We start from the raw sequence: 15527 nt of genomic DNA on the forward strand, positions 1-15527 counted from the left end.
TTTTTTATTGCATCAGAGGATGTTGAGAGTCCCCCGCTGACGGGTGTCTCGCCGTTAGCTAGCGTTGCAGCTGACGCGGTAGTCGGAAGGGGGCTTGCCGACGAGTTTTTCGAAATCCATGGTGAAATGCGCCTGGTCGTAGTAGCCCAGTTGCTGGGCCAGTTCGGCCAGGCTGATGGCGCTGCCCTTGGCCAGCAGGTCGGCGGCGTCCAGCAGGCGCTTGCGGCGGATGATCCACTTCGGGCTGGCGCCGATGTAGTCCTTGAACACCAGCTGCAACTTGCGCACGCTGAGCCCGGTATGATCGGCCAGCTGCTGCACTTGCGTGATGTCGGCATGGCCGTCGATTACCTGCAGGATGGCGGCGATGCGCTCCACCGCCGGGTCCGGCGCCGGCAGCGCGCGGCGCAGGAAGGCGCTGGCGGCGGCGACCATGCCGGCATCGTCGGCCGCATCCAGCACGCTGCGCTCGGTCTGCGCGTCGTCGCAGGCAAACACGGCGGACAGCGGCAGCTGGCGATCGGTGATCGACTGCACCTCCGCCTGCAGGAAGGCGCGAAAGGCGCCGGGCCGGAAGCTGATGCCCAGCACCCGGCCGCTGCCTTGCAGCGTGTATTCAAACGATCCCGTCATCACGCCGAAGATCGCCGTGCGGCCCGCGTCAAACACCAGGTGGATGGCGTGGCGGGGCAGGGTGCGCTGCACATGCACCACGCCGTCCGGCAGCGTCCACGCCACCAGCCAGAAGTGTTCGACGAACGGCGCCAGATCGGCATCCGGCAGGTATTGCGCAAGCCGAAAAACTTTTTCGCCAGCCGCCGGATTCACCACACCGCGGGTCGGACGCGGTACACTTTGCAGTGTTGTCATATTGCGTTCGCGTTTTTACAAGACCTCCATCTTAGCAAGAGTTATCGTGAGTTTTCACCCAACCGAAGGAGAAAATCATGGCACCGCAACTGACTCTGTACCACTGCCCGCAATCACGCTCGACCGGCGTGCTGACTTTGCTGGAAGAACTGCACGCTCCGTACGAACTGCATGTGATGAACATGAAAAAGGGCGAGAACCGCGAAGCGGCCTATCTGGCTGTCAATCCCATGGGCAAAGTGCCAGCAATACGCCATGGCGACGCCATCATCACCGAACAGGTGGCGATCTACCTCTATCTGGCCGACTTGTTCCCGGACGCCAAACTGGCGCCGCCGCTCGGCGATCCGCTGCGCGGTCCCTACCTGCGCTGGATGGCCTTCTACGGCAGCTGCTTCGAGCCGGCGATTGTCGACCAGTGGCTAAAGAACAAGCCGGCCGACAAGCAAGCCTGCCACTACGGCGACTTCGACACCATGTTCAACACGCTAATCGAACAACTGTCCAAAGGCCCATACCTGCTGGGCGAACAATTCAGCGCGCTGGACGTGCTGTGGGGCACGGCTTTCGGCTGGATGGTGATGTTCGGGCTGGTGCCCAAGCTGCCCGTCATCGAGCAGTACATTGCACGGGTGAGCCAGCGTCCGGCCGCATTGGCCGCGCGTGAGAAAGACGCGGAACTGGTCGCCGAGCAAGCGGTGGCATGAGCGTTACATGCTGGAGAGGGCGTCCGGCAGCCGCTGTGCCCGAAACGCGTCGACGACAAAGTCGACAAAAGCGCGCGTCTTCGCCGGCAGCAGTTTCTGGCTGGTGAAATAGAGCGAAACCGCTCCCACATCGCCATACCAGTCGGGCAGCAGGCGCACCAGCGCGCCGCTGGCCAGATGTGGCGCGGCGTGGGGAACCGGTATCAATCCAACCCCGAGGCCGAGCATTACCGCTCGGCTGAGTGCGTCCGGATCGCTGACCAGCATTACCGCCTGCTGCTTTGCCGTGACTTCCTCGCCGGCCTGGGTCCGCATGACCTGGGTTCGCACGCGGCCGGTCATTGGTGAACGCATGACAATATTGGGCCAGCCGGCTAGCTCGGACGGGTCGGCGGGCGCTCGCTTGCCCTGCACCAGCGCCGGCGCCGCCACCGCGATCAGATGGATGCGCGCCAGTTCGCGCGCCACCATGCCGGGGGGCAGTTCAAAGCCGGCGCCGATGGCTGCATCGAAACCGCCGGCAATCAAGTCCAGCGGACGGCTGTCGAACACCCAGTCGGGCGTCACGCCAGGATATTTTTCGAGAAACGCTGGCATCAGCGGCAGCAGGAAATCCATGCCGAATCCCGGCGCGGCGCTCAGCTTCAGCACGCCGGCCGGCTGCCCGGCATTGACCTTGATGTCGGCGATGGCTTCCTGGATGCTGTCCAGTCCCCCTGCAACCGAACGCCGGAAACGCTCGCCGGCTTCGCTCAGCGCCAGGCCTCGCGTGCTGCGGGCGAATAGCCGGACCCCCAGATTGCGCTCCAGTTGCGCCACGTTGCGGCTGACCGCCGCCGGCGTCAAGCCGAGCCGGCGCGCCGCTGCCGAGAAGCTGCCGCTCTCGGCGCTGCGGACGAAGGATTCCAGATTGGCGAGGGTTTCCATGGGCTTGCCTTCAAGTGTTGATTGAAACTGATTATAGGCCAACCCCACTAACGTCATCAGCGCTGCCGGCCTAAGATTCAACTCATCAAATAATCACTTCAAAGGAAATATCATGAGTATCGGCATCATTGGTTCGGGCGCGCTGGGCGCCAGTTTCGCGCGCCTGGTGGCCAAGGCAGGACTTTCCGCCGTCATCTCCAACAGCCGTGGACCGGCCTCGCTGGCGGAACTGGTGCAGGAACTGGGCCCATCGATCCAGGCCGGCACGGTAGCGCAAGCGGCAAGTGCTGACATTGTCCTGGTGGCGGTGCGCTGGGTGGATGCGGCGAAGGTGCTGGGCAGTTTGCCGGCGTGGCAGGGGCGCATCGTAATCGATGGCACCAACCCGGTGGAATTCTTCGATCCCGCCACCTCGCCGGAGGCGAACGATCCCACCAACCCGCTGGCCGCTTACGGCATCAAGCCGGTCGACTTGGGCGGCAAGCATTCGAGTCAGATCATCGCGCAATTGGTGCCGGGCGCGCGCCTGGTCAAGGCTTTTAACCACAACGATGTCAACGTGCTGAAGGAGCCGCACACGGCCGGTGGCAAACGCGTGCTGTTTTATTCCGGCGATGACGTGGCGGCTAAAGCCGAAGTGCGCGCCATCATGGAGGCGGCCGGGTTCCTCCCGATCGACCTCGGCCCGCTGGAGGTTGGCGGCCCGCTCGCCTCCTTGCCTTTTGGTCCGCTGTCGACGCACAACTTCGTCAGTATCTAATCGCTATCGGCGGCCTGTGTGGGCGCCGCAGAGCGGGCAAGCAGGTGAATGCGGTGATGGGAGGTACAGGGCTGCAGCGCTGCGGTGATGATAGCAAGCGCTAACTCCGGCTGCGCGCTGCCGCACATGAAGAGGTCGGCGGCGGCAAAGCCGCATTCCGGCCAGGTGTGAATGGTGATGTGGGATTCGGCCAGCAGCACCACGCCGGTCACGCCCTGACCGTCGCCGAAGGCGTGGAAGTGACTGAACAGGATGTGTGCGCCGGCCGCTTCGGCGGCCTGGCGCAACAGCGTTTCCAGCCCGGCGCAGTCGCTCAGTTTGTCGGCGGCGATGCCGCTCAGGTCGGCCAGCACATGGGTGCCGGACGCCACATGCGTTGCCGCCGGTAGCGCTTCGCGCTTCACTTGTGGCCTCCACCGCCTGAACCGCCACCCCAGCTGCCGCCGCCACCGCCGGTGTGCGAACTCCACGAACTGCCGCCGGCGCTGCGGCCCGAGCCGCCGCTCACCATGCGCGTCCAGCTGCTGCCGGCGCTAAACAGTACGACGACGATCGCGTAGATAAAAAATTTGCTCATGTTTTTTCGTTATCGTCGAGGAAGACGGCAGGCAGATAAATGGCGATCGCGGCGATCGCGGTCATGAACCAGGTGCCGGAGAAGTTGAACAGCAGCGGCACCGCATTCACCACCAGCATGAACCAGATGATGTACTTGGCGGTGGTGCGATAGCGGTTGTTGCCGAACGGCTTGGCCTTCGACGGCGCTTTCACCTTGCCCTTGAAGCCGGTGCCGAACCACACCGCCAGCTGGTCGGCCGACACCGGCGAGGAGCGCGACCACGTCATCTCGCTGTCGGTGGTTTCGGCGGCCAGCCGCAACTGGCCGGCCTGGAACTCCGCCACCTGCGCCTTGTCGCCGACCGACACGCGCCAGTTGAAGGCGCCCACCGCATAAGTCACCTCCGCCTCGTAGCTGTACAAGGCGGAAAACTGCACCTTGTCCACCGCCACACTGCCGGCGCCGGGCATGTACGACATCGGCCACGACGACAGCACATTGGCGCCGGACCAGCCGTCTTCCGTCAGCACCAGCCACGAGAAGCCGGCGCGCGGGCCGTACATCAGGTATTCGTCCCACTCATTGGCTTCATCGTCGGCGCGCCGCATCATGCCGATGATGGTGAAGTCCTGGTTGTTGATTTTGGCGGTGGCGCCCAGCTCCAGCATCAGCGGCACGGCTTCCACCCGTTCGCCGGCGGCCACCACTTGCGCCTTGGGACTGGCGGCGTCGATCTGCGTGGCGCAGGCCGGGCACACCAGGTTGGCGGTAATGCCGGGCAGGTATTTGATCGGCGTGCCGCACGACGGGCAGTCCAGCGCCGACAGCTTGCCGCGATAACGGCCGGCCGCACGCTGGATGGTGTCGTCGTCGCGCAGCAGCTGGCATTGCAGGCTGTCCAGCGTGACGGCGAGGCCGGTGTAGACCACCGGCTGCGGTCCGTCGGAATAATCGAGGGTGATGAATTCCTGGCCGCGGCGGAAGTCGGCCACTTTGGCCTGGTAGCCATCGCCTACCTTGAACGGCAGCTCGCCCTGGCCGCCAATGCAATCGGCCACGCGCACTTCGGCTGCCGTATACAAGCCGCCGCCGATGCCGTAGGTACGGCCGGGCACCAGCTCCTCGAAAGCCTGCGGCGGTTTGGCGCCGTCATATTCGGCGGTGATGGTGTACATGCCGGACGAATCGCCCAGCCAGGAGGTTTTACCGTCGTCGAACAGCAGATACCACTCGTTCCACATGCCGGCCGAATAGCGCAGCTGGATGCGGCCGACCACCGTGAACGGCCGGCCACCGAGTACGCCAGCGGTGCCGATCTGGATCGGCGAGTAGTCCTCCAGCACGGACGACATCTTGCCCAGGTCTTTGACGGCGTCGGCGTCCTTGAGCACCCGCGTGCTGCAATACTCGCAGACCGCCATGACCGAGGCGTGCGAGTGGAATTTGACTTCCGCGCCGCAGCTGGGACAGGAAACGATTTGCATGCAGTATTAGCCGATCAGTTTTTTCAGCAGTTCAGCCTTGGTGCTGTCGTAGTCGGCGGCCGAGATCAGGCCTTTGTCGAGCAGGCCCTTGAGTTTCCCCAGACGGTCTTCGATCGATTCCTCGGACGTAGCTGGCGGAGCCGCAGGTACAGCTGCCGCCGCTTGCGGCGCCAGCGTGCGGCCCATGGTCTGGCCGATTACCTGGCCCACCGACAGGCCGGCGCCGAGACCCGCACCGATGCCGGCCAGGCCGCCCTCGTTGCCGGCCGCCAGCGGGATCGAGCTGGCCACCTGATACTTGGTGAAGCCGGCCAGCTTGTCGGCGCTCATGCCGCCCTTCATGCCGGCCGAGATGCGCTCGTCCAGCGCCGCCTGCAGTTCTTCCGGCAGGCTGACGCTGGCCACGTTGAATTCATCCAGCGCGATGCCGTAGCGGGCAAACGCCGTGGTCAGGTCGCCCTTGACCTGCTGCGCCATCAGCGCCTGGTTGGCCGCCATGTCGAGGAACGGCACTTGCGACGCGCCGAGCGAACTGGCCATGGTCGCCATCAGGATGCCGCGCAGCTGGTCCTCCACCTCGTCGCGGGTGTACACCTCGCGCGTGCCGCTGATCTCCGAGAAGAAGGTGCGCGCGTTGGTCACGCGGTACGAATACATGCCGAAGGCGCGCACGCGCACCATGTCGAAATCCTTGTCGCGGATGGTGATCGGCTGCGGCGTGCCCCATTTGCGGCCGGTCTGCACGCGGGTGCTGAAGAAGTACACGTCCGATTTGAACGGCGAGTCAAACAGCTTGTCCCAGTTTTTCAGGTTGGTCAGCACCGGCAGCGTGCGCGTGGTCAGCGTGTGGGTGCCGGGACCGAAGACGTCGGCCACCTGGCCCTCGTTGACGAACACCGCCACCTGTGATTCGCGCACCACCAGCTGGCCGCCGTTCTGGATCTCCTGGTCGGCCATCGGATAGCGCCACGCCAGCACGCCTTCGGTGTCCTCGTTCCATTGCAGTACATCGATAAACTGCTTCTTGATAAAGCTGCCGATACCCATGATGGTCCTCGCTTCGAAATTAGGAAATGCCGGCGCCGTTGATCACGCCGATGGAAATGGAAATCGCGCCGAGCAGGCCGCCGAACGCCGTGTTGTTCGCCTCAATCTGGTCCTTAGACATATTCAGCACCCGCGTGGTGATGGCGTACGCCAGCATCTGGATCAGCATTGCGCCGAGGGCCCAGGCGAAAAACTGCTGGTAGTCGAGCGTATGCATCAGGGCCGAACCGATGGTGATGGAAAAACCGATCAACGCTCCGCCCAGCGATAGCGCCGCCGCCTGGTTGCCCGCGCGGATCAGCTTCACCTCGTCGAACGGCGTCGACCAGGTGTAGGCCTTGAAGAACACGGCCAGCAGCAAAGCGGCCAGCAACAGGTGAATCAGGTAGTTTAGGATGGCGGGCACGGCACACCTTCAGGTAAAGTATTACTTGATAATAATGCAAATGAGCAGAAATGACCAAAAAGATTCTGATTTTGTCCGTCTTCGTCGTGGCGTCCTGTGGACTGGCGTATGAGCTGATTGCCGGGGCGCTGTCCAGTTATCTGCTGGGCGATTCGGTACTCCAGTTCTCGACGATTATTGGATGCTACCTGTTTGCGATGGGCGTCGGCGCGCATTTCTCCAAGTACGTCAAGGACGAGGATGTGCTGGCGCGTTTTGTCGATATCGAGCTGGCGGTGGGCCTGATCGGCGGCGTGTCGGCGGCGGTGCTGTTCCTGACTTTCTCGTGGATGGCGGCGCCGTTCCGCACGCTGTTGTACACCATGGTGTTCCTGGTCGGCGCCTTTGTCGGCATGGAGGTGCCGCTGGTGATGCGCGCGCTGAATGCGCGGCAGACGGAATTCAATGAACTGGTCAGCCGCGTGCTGACTTTCGATTATCTCGGCGCGCTGGCGGTGTCGCTGCTGTTCCCGCTGGTGCTGGCGCCGTATCTGGGCCTGGTGCGCACCGGTTTCTTGTTCGGCATGCTCAATGTCGGCGTGGCCCTGTGGACAATCAAGGCGTTTTCCACAGAGCTGAAAAACGTCACGGGCCGTTTGCTGCGCGCCAGCGCGGTGTTGTGCGCTTTGGTGTTCGGCTTTGCCTTCGCCGACAAGATGACCTACTGGGGCGAGCATGGCCTGTTCGGCGACGAAATCGTGTTTGCCACCACCACGCCGTACCAGCGCTTGGTGATCACCAAGTGGAAGGACGATACGCGCCTGTACATCAACGGCAATTTGCAGTTCTCCTCGCGTGACGAATACCGGTATCACGAAGCGCTGGTGCATCCGGTGCTGCAACCGCTGCCGTGGGCTCGGCGCGTGCTGGTGCTGGGCGGCGGCGACGGCCTGGCGCTGCGCGAAATCCTGCGCTATCAGAATATCGAACACGTAACGCTGGTCGACCTCGACCCGGCCATGACCGGCGCCTTTACGCACCGCGAGGAACTGGTCAAGCTCAATCACGGCTCCTTTAGCGACAAGCGGGTGAAGGTGGTGAATGCCGATGCGGCCATCTGGCTACAGCATAACGACGATATGTTCGACGCCGTGATCGTCGACTTCCCCGATCCCTCCAGCTTCGCGCTGGGCAAGCTGTATTCGGTGCCGTTCTACGGCATGGTGCGCAAGCATCTGGCGGCCAATGGGCTGATGGTGGTGCAATCGACGTCTCCGTTCTTCGCGCCGCACGCTTACTGGACCATCGATTCGACGCTGCGCGAAGTGGGCCTGAAAACCTATCCGTATCACGCCTACGTGCCGTCGTTCGGCGAATGGGGCTTCATCCTGGCGACGCCACAGGCCAACTACACACCGCCCACCAGCTATCGCCTGCCGATGCGCTACCTGAACGCCGACACCACGCGCGAGATGTTCATCTTCCCGCCGGATATGAAGCCGCTGCCGATGGAGCCGAATCGTCTCAACACCCAGTCGCTCGTGCACGAATTCGAGCAGGACTGGCGCCGGGTGATCCGCTGATGCAGCGTCGTTCTTTTCTCGTATGGGTTGGCGCTTCCGGCTTGGCCGTCACCGGCAGTGGGCTGGCGTTCCAGCGCTGGCAGGAGATTACGCCGGCCGTGCATTACGTCGGCCGCGATGAAGGCCACTTTCTGCGCGACCGCCGCGCCATTCCGCCGCCCTCGCAAGTTATCCACACCGATGTGGTGATACTCGGCTCGGGCGTGTCCGGCCTGACCGCCGCGTGGAAACTGAAAAAGCTCGGCAAGACCGATGTGCTGATGATCGACGGGCCGCAGCCCTACGGTAATGCGGCCGGCGGCGCGTTCGGCGAATACGAATATCCGACTGGCGCGCACTATCTGCCGCTGCCGTCGCCGGAATCCACGCACGTGCGCGAAATCCTGGCTGATCTCGGCATCATCCAGAAGGACGCCTTTGCGGAGAAGCCTTACTACGACGAGCGCTTCATCCTGCACGCGCCGGAAGAGCGCTTGCTGTTCAACGGCCACTGGCAGGACGGCTTCATTCCCACCGACGGCGTGCCGAAGTGGGAGCTGGATGAGCACAAGCGCTTCTTCGATGAGGTGCATCGGCTGCGCCAGCTGCATGGCGCAGATGGCCGCCGCGTGTTCGTGTTCCCGACCGTGATGTCGTCGGAAGATCCCGAGTGGCAGGCGCTGGACCGCATCTCGCTCAAGCAGTGGATGGAGCAGAACGGCTACAAGTCGCCGACGCTCCACTGGTATCTGAACTACTGCTGCCGCGACGATTACGGCACCCGCTACGACAAGGTCTCGGCATGGGCCGGCCTGCATTACTACTGCAGCCGCTGGGGCCAGGCCACCAATGCCGGCAACGGCGCGTGGCTGACATGGCCGGGCGGATTGCAGCCGCTGGTATCGGGCATCGAGCGCGCAGCGGAGGTCAAGCGCATGGCGGGGACGGCGATATCGCTGAAGAAGACCGCCGATGGCGTCGAAGCCCTGTGCTTCAAGCTGGAAAACGGCCAGGCCACCAGTTATCTGGTGCGCGCGCGCAAAGCCATCTGCGCCATGCCGACCTATGTGGCGGCGCGGGTTGTGGATAACATCGGCGAATACGGTTTCGACGCATCTAGGCATGTGCCGGAATACGCGCCGTGGATGGTGGCGAACTTCCTGCTCAAGCGTTTCCCCGAGGAGCTTCCGAATCAACCGCTATCGTGGGATAACGTGGTGTACAGCGAACCGGGGCTGGGCTTCGTGGTGTCCACTCACCAGGATATCCGCGTGCAGCCGCCGGAAAAGACCGTGTTCAGTTCCTATGTCGCGCTATCCGACCGCAAGGCCAGCACGGCGCGCCACTGGATGGCGTCGGCCAAGCCGGAAGAGCTGCTGGCACTGGCCAGCGCCGATCTCAAAACCGCCTACGGCGCGCAATTCGCCTCCTGTGTGGAGCGGGTCGACATTACCCTGAGGGGGCATGCGATGGCTGTGCCTTGGCCCGGTTTCCGCAACAACGCCGGCATGCGAGCATTGCGTGAAGCAGATGGGCCGATTTTATTTGCCCATGCCGACCTGTCAGGCTTTTCCGTCTTTGAGGAAGCTGCCTGGTGGGGATACCGCGCGGCGCAGCTCGCCGCTAAATGATAAGCTCAATCCCATGACACACAATGCCCGCCAGCGCTTTCGCGCACCGCCCAAATTCAAGCTTCGCGACGAAGACGCCGACGATGACGTCTTCTCCAGCCGTGCCGCCAATCCCAAGCTGCGCAAGTCCAAGGCCAAGGCGCTTGACCTGGATCGCACCGCCGCGCTGATCGACCGCATCGCCGCGTTGCAGGACAAGCTGTACGCGCAGCACAAGCAGAAAGTGCTGCTGGTCCTGCAAGGCACCGACACCGGCGGCAAGGACGGCACCGTGCGCGCGCTGTTCAAGGGCATCAGCCCGATGGGCTTGCGCGCCGTGGCCTTCAAAGGGCCGACCGACGCCGAACTGGCGCACGACTACCTGTGGCGCGTGCACCAGTACGTGCCGGCCAACGGCGAGATCGCCATCTTCAACCGCAGTCATTACGAAGATGTGCTGATCACCAAGGTGCAGGGCTGGATCGATGACGACGAGTGCAAGCGCCGCTACGCGCAGATTCGCGACTTCGAACGCATGCTGGCGGAAACGGGCACGGTGATCATCAAGGTGTTCCTGCACATCTCGAAGGAAGAACAGCGCGAGCGTTTGCAGGAGCGCCTGGACGATCCGGACAAGCAGTGGAAATTCAATCCGGAAGACATCAAGCAACGTGAAAAATGGGACGACTATCAGCGCGCGTACGAAAAGGCGATCCGCGAAACGGATGCCCCGCACGCGCCATGGTATGTGGTGCCGGCCAACTCCAAGACCCATCGCAACCTGGTGATCGCCAGCCTGCTGCTGGAAACGCTGGAAGGCATGGACCTGAGCTACCCGCCGCCGCATCCTGACCTGTCGTCTTTCACCGTGGAGTAAGGAGATGACTTATGCTGCAACTGAAAGATCCCAGCCTGCTGCGCCAGCAGGCCTACATTAACGGCGAATGGACCGACGCTGACGGCGGCGCGACGCTGGCCGTCACCAATCCCGCCACCGGCGAACAAATCGGCACCGTGCCGGTGATGGGTGCGGCCGAAACCAAACGCGCCATCGACGCCGCCAACGCCGCCTGGCCGGCGTGGCGCAAGAAGCCCGCCGTGGAACGGGCGCGCATCCTGCGCAAGTGGAATGACCTGATCCTGGAAAACACCGACGACCTGGCGCTGCTGATGACGGCGGAGCAGGGCAAGCCGCTGTCCGAGTCGCGCGGCGAGGTGGCGTATGGCGCTTCGTTCATCGAGTGGTTTGGCGAACAGGCCAAGCGCGTGGCCGGCGAGACGCTGGCGTCGCCGTGGCAGGATCGGCGCATCCTCGTGACCAAGGAGCCGATCGGCGTGTGCGCCGCCATCACGCCGTGGAATTTTCCGATTGCGATGATCACCCGTAAGGCCGGACCGGCGCTGGCGGCCGGCTGCCCGATGGTGCTCAAGCCGGCTGAATCGACGCCGTACAGCGCACTGGCGCTGGCGGTATTGGCGGAACGGGCCGGCGTGCCGGCGGGCGTATTCAGCGTGCTGACCGGCAAATCGAAGGACATCGGTGGCGAGATGACCGCCAATCCGCTGGTGCGCAAGCTGACCTTTACCGGTTCCACGCAGGTGGGCCGGCTGCTGATGGAGCAGAGCGCGCCGACCATCAAGAAACTGTCGCTGGAGTTGGGCGGCAACGCGCCGTTCATTGTGTTTGACGACGCCGACCTGGACGCGGCAGTGGAAGGCGCCATCGCCTCCAAGTACCGCAACGCCGGCCAGACCTGCGTGTGCGCCAACCGCATCTACGTGCAGGACGGCGTGTATGACGCGTTTGCGCAAAAGCTGGTGGCGGCGGTGGAAAAACTCAAGGTCGGCAACGGCGTGGACGAGGGCGTGACGCAGGGCCCATTGATTGATGAGAAGGCGGTGCAGAAGGTCGAGCAGCATGTGGCCGATGCGCTGGCCAAAGGCGGCCGTCTGCTGTTGGGCGGCAAACGGCACGAACTGGGACACAGCTTCTTCCAGCCGACCGTGATCGCCGATATCAACGCCGACATGCTGGTGGCCAAGGAAGAAACCTTCGGCCCGCTGGCGCCGCTGTTCCGCTTCAAGACCGATGACGAAGCCATCGCGCTGGCCAACGATACCGAGTTTGGCCTGGCCAGCTATTTCTACTCGCGCGACGTCGGTCGCATCTGGCGTGTGGCGGAAGGACTGGAGAGCGGCATGGTGGGCGTCAACACCGGTCTGATTTCCACCGAAGCGGCGCCGTTTGGCGGCGTCAAGCAATCGGGCCTGGGACGCGAAGGCTCGCACCTCGGCATTGAAGACTACCTGGTGGTCAAGTACATCTGCCTCGGCGGCATATAAGCGCAATGGTGGCGCCAGCCAGCCGGTCCACCATGCGTTTGACGGCCGCCATCTGGCGGCCATTTTTTTGCGCGTAGCGGGTGTCGTCATAGGCCCACCAGTCCCAGCAGCTGTTGGGATTGGCGAAGGTGGCAAGGGTTTGTGGATACAGCACCAGCATGCGGTTGGTGTCGGCCCAGGCGTTGTAGCCGGCGTGACGGATGAATAGCGTGCCGATGCTGTCCTGATTCTGCTGGCAGCCGTGGAACGCCACATGCAGCCGGCAGCCGCCGCTTTCGCATGATGCCGGCACGTACAGGTAGCCGGTGTCGGCCATGCCGTGCCAGGTGGGCAGGGCGATGAATTCCGACTGGTCGAAGGCGATGAAGCGGCCGCTCAGCGTGCCGGTATTGCGCGCGGCCAGCGGTCCGTAGATCCAGTTGAGCAGCTCGCCGGCGGCGTCATCGTTGCAGTTGTTGATGTAGGGCGAGCCGAGCGTGGCGCAGGTGTTGCCGTAGCTGTCGGTCGGCATCGCGTGTTCGGCCATCAGGTTGCGCCTGTAGGTGATGCGGTTGGCGTCGATGTAGTGGCGGTAGTAGGTGAGCAGATCGTTCATCACAGCCTGCGGGACCACGGAATCGAGGGTGCCAGACAGCATCCAGACCCGGTGGCTGGCCAGCGCGCTGGTGGGATCGATGCTTTGCGAGGCGGCGAACCAGTCGGTGAGGGTGATCAGGTCCGGCACGCGGGTGCCGCGGGGACGCACGCGGCAGGAGAAGAATTCGTTGGTGCAGCTGCAGGTGGTGGTGGCGGCGTAGACGCTGCCCTGGGCGCAGAAATACGGGCCGCCAGCAATCACCCCGGCGCCGATCACGGTACGCGAGAACGCCACCTCGAACTGCACCGCCATAAACGCGCCTGACGACAGGCCGGAGACGCTGACCTGGCCGGCGTTCAGCGCCGGTAGCGACATCACCTGCGCCTGGGCGACACTGACCAGCCATAGCAAACACCACAACAAGATACGCATAGCCGCCTCCATCGCATGCATGTCATTCCCGCGCACGCGGGAATCCATGCTGAAGCGGCCTGCACGCGGCCTATGGATTCCCGCCTGCGCGGGAATGACGTTAGCGCGGTGGGCGGCGTTTTGCTTAATCTGGATCAATCGTGCGACGGGCACTAATTTGGACTAGAATGGTTTTTTTACTATCCTTTCCCGGCCGACACCATGTCCAAGACTTTCGCCCAACTGTGCCTCGTTTCCTCGCTGACCATGCTGGCCAGCGCCTCCGCGTTTGCGCAAGCGCCTGCCGCTGCGCCGGCAGCCCCGGCGGCGACTGCTCCCGCCAGCTGCCCGGCCATCCTCAAGCAGTCCTTCAAGCGCCTGCAGGACGACTCGCCGCAGGACCTGTGCCAGTACTCCGGCAAGGTGATCCTGGTGGTCAACACCGCCAGCTACTGCGGCTTCACCAACCAGTACGAAGGTCTGGAAGGCCTGTACGCCAAATATGGCAGCAAAGGCCTGGTGGTGCTGGGCTTCCCGTCGAACGACTTCGGCCAGCAGGAACCCGGCAGCAGCAAGGAAATCGCCGATTTCTGCTACAACACCTACGGCGTGAAATTCCCGATGTTTGCCAAGTCGGTGGTGTCCGGCAAGGAGCCGAATCCGCTGTTCGCTAACCTGATCAAAGCGACGGGCAAGGCGCCGGCCTGGAACTTCCACAAATACCTGATCGACCGCAACGGCAATGTGGTCGCCAACTTCGGCAGCAAGGTCACGCCGACCGACAAGCAGCTGGTCAGCGCTGTCGAAAAGGCCCTCGGCACCTGACGCTTGGGTCTTGACTAAATGCTGGCCAGGGCGAAACCTTCGTCCAGCCAGCCGGTGATGCCGCCAGCCATCAGCTTGACCGGGCGGCCCAGCTGCGCCAGCCGCACGGCGGCGCGGGCGGCGCCGTTGCAGTGCGGGCCGGCGCAATAGACCACGAACAGCGTGTCGGCCGGGAATTCGGCGAGCTTCGATCCGATGATCTTGCGATGCGCCAGATCCAGCGCGCCGGGCACGTGGCCGGCCGCGTACTTCTCCGTTCCCCGTACATCCAGCAGCACGAAATCCGGCTGGCCGCCGGACATGGCATCGTGCACGTCCCAGCAATCGGTTTCGTAGCGGAAGCTGGCCTCAAAGTGGGCCAGCGCGGCGGCGCTGTCGGCGGCGGGAATGGCGGTAACGTGGGACATCGGACTCTCCTGTGTAGATGAGCCTTCATTGTGCGGACGCACCGCTGCGGCCAGAAGTGGCGCACATGCCATTATCCGCTAAGATTACGCCATGAAAAAACATCTGGTGGTGGCGCTGGCGTACGATCGCCTGTGTACATTTGAATTCGGCTGCACGGTCGAACTGTTTGCGCTGGAGCGTCCGGAACTGGACGTGGACTGGTACGACTTTGCCGTCTGCGCCGTCGAGCAGGGACCGATCCGCGCGGCCGGCGGCATCACGGTGCAGGCGCCGTACGCGCCGGAATTGCTGGCCCTGGCGGACACCGTCATCATTCCCGGCTGGCGCGATGCCGGCGAATTGCCGCCGCCGCAATTACTGGACTGGCTGCGCGCCGCCCACGCGCGCGGCGCGCGTTTGTGTTCGATCTGCTCGGGCGTATTCGTGCTGGCCGCCGCCGGTCTGCTGGACGGCCAGCGCGCCACCACCCACTGGCGCTATGCCGAGCGGCTGGCGCAACGTTATCCACTGATCGAAGTACAGCCCGATCATCTGTATGTGGATAACGGCCAGGTGATCACCGCCGCCGGCTCGGCCGCCGGGCTGGACATGCTGCTGCATCTGGTGCGGCGCGACCATGGCGCCAAGGTCGGCAATCTGGTGGCGCAGCGGCTGGTGGTGGCGCCGCATCGTGAAGGCGGGCAGGCGCAGTTCCTGCCGCGTCCCATGGCGCAGGGGGAGCAGGGACGCCTGTCGAAGTTGCTGGACTGGTTGCGCAGCCATCCGGCGCAGCCGCACACGGTGGCCAGCATGGCGGAACGCGCCGCCATGAGTCCGCGCACCTTGCAGCGCCAGTTCCAGCAGGCTACCGGCTTCGGCCCGCTGGAATGGCTGATCCGTGAACGCGTGGCCATCGTCAAGGAGATGCTGGAAGACCCGGAAGTGCCGCTGACGCAGATCGCCGAGCGCGCCGGTTTCGGCTCGGAGGCATCGCTGCGCCATCACTTCCGCCGTCTTGCCGCGACGACACCGGGCGCTTACCGCAAACGCTTCGTGCTACGCTAGCCATCTCA

The 15527-nt window shown here is 63.7% G+C and carries 17 protein-coding genes; 8 read left to right on the plus strand and 9 right to left on the minus strand.

The window, feature by feature from the left end:
• Positions 1-54: 54 nt before the first annotated feature.
• Entirely contained in the window at positions 55-870 is an 816-nt protein-coding gene (locus tag GTP55_RS01495; RefSeq protein WP_161043218.1) for an AraC family transcriptional regulator, read from the minus strand.
• 77 nt (positions 871-947) lie between these two features.
• Between GTP55_RS01495 and GTP55_RS01500 the strand changes: the two genes are divergently transcribed.
• Positions 948-1577 carry a glutathione S-transferase family protein gene (locus GTP55_RS01500; protein WP_161043219.1) on the plus strand — a complete coding sequence of 210 codons (630 nt, stop codon included), beginning with the start codon at positions 948-950 and terminating at the stop codon, positions 1575-1577.
• Between the two features lie 3 nt (positions 1578-1580).
• Here GTP55_RS01500 and GTP55_RS01505 read toward each other — a convergent pair whose 3' ends face one another.
• Complete coding sequence (locus GTP55_RS01505) at positions 1581-2504, minus strand: LysR family transcriptional regulator (protein ID WP_161043220.1); 924 nt, start codon at positions 2502-2504, stop codon at positions 1581-1583.
• Between the two features lie 112 nt (positions 2505-2616).
• On the opposite strand from GTP55_RS01505, the gene GTP55_RS01510 reads away from it, so the two are divergent.
• Positions 2617-3264 carry an NADPH-dependent F420 reductase gene (locus tag GTP55_RS01510; RefSeq protein WP_161043221.1) on the plus strand — a complete coding sequence of 216 codons (648 nt, stop codon included), beginning with the start codon at positions 2617-2619 and terminating at the stop codon, positions 3262-3264.
• On the opposite strand, the gene speD is transcribed toward GTP55_RS01510, so the two are convergent.
• From speD to GTP55_RS01530, 5 genes are read right to left on the minus strand one after another with little or no spacing between them, the layout of a single operon-like run.
• On the minus strand, positions 3261-3668 hold the full coding sequence (speD, locus tag GTP55_RS01515) for an adenosylmethionine decarboxylase (RefSeq protein ID WP_161043222.1): 408 nt from the start codon (positions 3666-3668) through the stop codon (positions 3261-3263). The two genes, GTP55_RS01510 and speD, sit on opposite strands and share 4 nt — an antisense overlap.
• Positions 3665-3841: a hypothetical protein gene (locus GTP55_RS29505; RefSeq protein WP_169112324.1), complete on the minus strand. Its 177-nt coding sequence runs from the start codon at positions 3839-3841 to the stop codon at positions 3665-3667. The genes speD and GTP55_RS29505 overlap by 4 nt, the downstream gene beginning before the upstream one ends.
• Positions 3838-5307 (minus strand): DUF4178 domain-containing protein, encoded by a 1470-nt coding sequence (locus GTP55_RS01520; protein WP_161043223.1) that lies wholly within the window; start codon positions 5305-5307, stop codon positions 3838-3840. Before GTP55_RS01520 ends, GTP55_RS29505 begins: the two co-directional genes overlap by 4 nt.
• 6 nt (positions 5308-5313) lie before the next feature.
• Positions 5314-6354 (minus strand): SPFH domain-containing protein, encoded by a 1041-nt coding sequence (locus GTP55_RS01525; protein WP_161043224.1) that lies wholly within the window; start codon positions 6352-6354, stop codon positions 5314-5316.
• Between the two features lie 19 nt (positions 6355-6373).
• A complete protein-coding gene (locus tag GTP55_RS01530; protein WP_110846069.1) occupies positions 6374-6760 on the minus strand; it encodes a DUF350 domain-containing protein in 387 nt (128 codons plus the stop codon).
• A gap of 50 nt (positions 6761-6810) precedes the next feature.
• Here GTP55_RS01530 and GTP55_RS01535 point away from each other — a divergent pair, with 50 nt between their 5' ends.
• Genes GTP55_RS01535 through GTP55_RS01550 form a run of 4 tightly spaced genes read left to right on the plus strand, consistent with a single transcriptional unit; the run spans position 6811 to position 12254 of the window.
• Complete coding sequence (locus GTP55_RS01535; RefSeq protein WP_161043225.1) at positions 6811-8322, plus strand: polyamine aminopropyltransferase; 1512 nt, start codon at positions 6811-6813, stop codon at positions 8320-8322.
• Entirely contained in the window at positions 8322-9932 is a 1611-nt protein-coding gene (locus GTP55_RS01540) for an NAD(P)-binding protein (RefSeq protein WP_161043226.1), read from the plus strand. The genes GTP55_RS01535 and GTP55_RS01540 overlap by 1 nt, the downstream gene beginning before the upstream one ends.
• A gap of 13 nt (positions 9933-9945) precedes the next feature.
• The gene (locus GTP55_RS01545) at positions 9946-10788 is read left to right on the plus strand and encodes a PPK2 family polyphosphate kinase (protein WP_161043227.1); all 843 of its coding nucleotides are present in this window, start codon (positions 9946-9948) and stop codon (positions 10786-10788) included.
• A gap of 11 nt (positions 10789-10799) precedes the next feature.
• On the plus strand, positions 10800-12254 hold the full coding sequence (locus GTP55_RS01550) for an NAD-dependent succinate-semialdehyde dehydrogenase (RefSeq protein WP_161043228.1): 1455 nt from the start codon (positions 10800-10802) through the stop codon (positions 12252-12254).
• Here the strand turns inward: GTP55_RS01550 and GTP55_RS01555 are convergent.
• Positions 12226-13263: an extracellular catalytic domain type 2 short-chain-length polyhydroxyalkanoate depolymerase gene (locus tag GTP55_RS01555; protein WP_229257690.1), complete on the minus strand. Its 1038-nt coding sequence runs from the start codon at positions 13261-13263 to the stop codon at positions 12226-12228. The two genes, GTP55_RS01550 and GTP55_RS01555, sit on opposite strands and share 29 nt — an antisense overlap.
• Positions 13264-13464: 201 nt before the next feature.
• On the opposite strand from GTP55_RS01555, the gene GTP55_RS01560 reads away from it, so the two are divergent.
• Positions 13465-14067 (plus strand): glutathione peroxidase, encoded by a 603-nt coding sequence (locus GTP55_RS01560; RefSeq protein ID WP_161043229.1) that lies wholly within the window; start codon positions 13465-13467, stop codon positions 14065-14067.
• 14 nt (positions 14068-14081) lie between these two features.
• Here the strand turns inward: GTP55_RS01560 and GTP55_RS01565 are convergent, their stop codons facing one another.
• A complete protein-coding gene (locus tag GTP55_RS01565) occupies positions 14082-14474 on the minus strand; it encodes a rhodanese-like domain-containing protein (protein WP_161043230.1) in 393 nt (130 codons plus the stop codon).
• Between the two features lie 91 nt (positions 14475-14565).
• Here GTP55_RS01565 and ftrA point away from each other — a divergent pair, with 91 nt between their 5' ends.
• A complete protein-coding gene (gene ftrA, locus GTP55_RS01570) occupies positions 14566-15519 on the plus strand; it encodes a transcriptional regulator FtrA (protein ID WP_161043231.1) in 954 nt (317 codons plus the stop codon).
• Positions 15520-15527: the final 8 nt, after the last annotated feature.

It is taken from the genome of Duganella margarita (assembly GCF_009857535.1).
Lineage (GTDB): Bacteria > Pseudomonadota > Gammaproteobacteria > Burkholderiales > Burkholderiaceae_D > Rugamonas > Rugamonas margarita.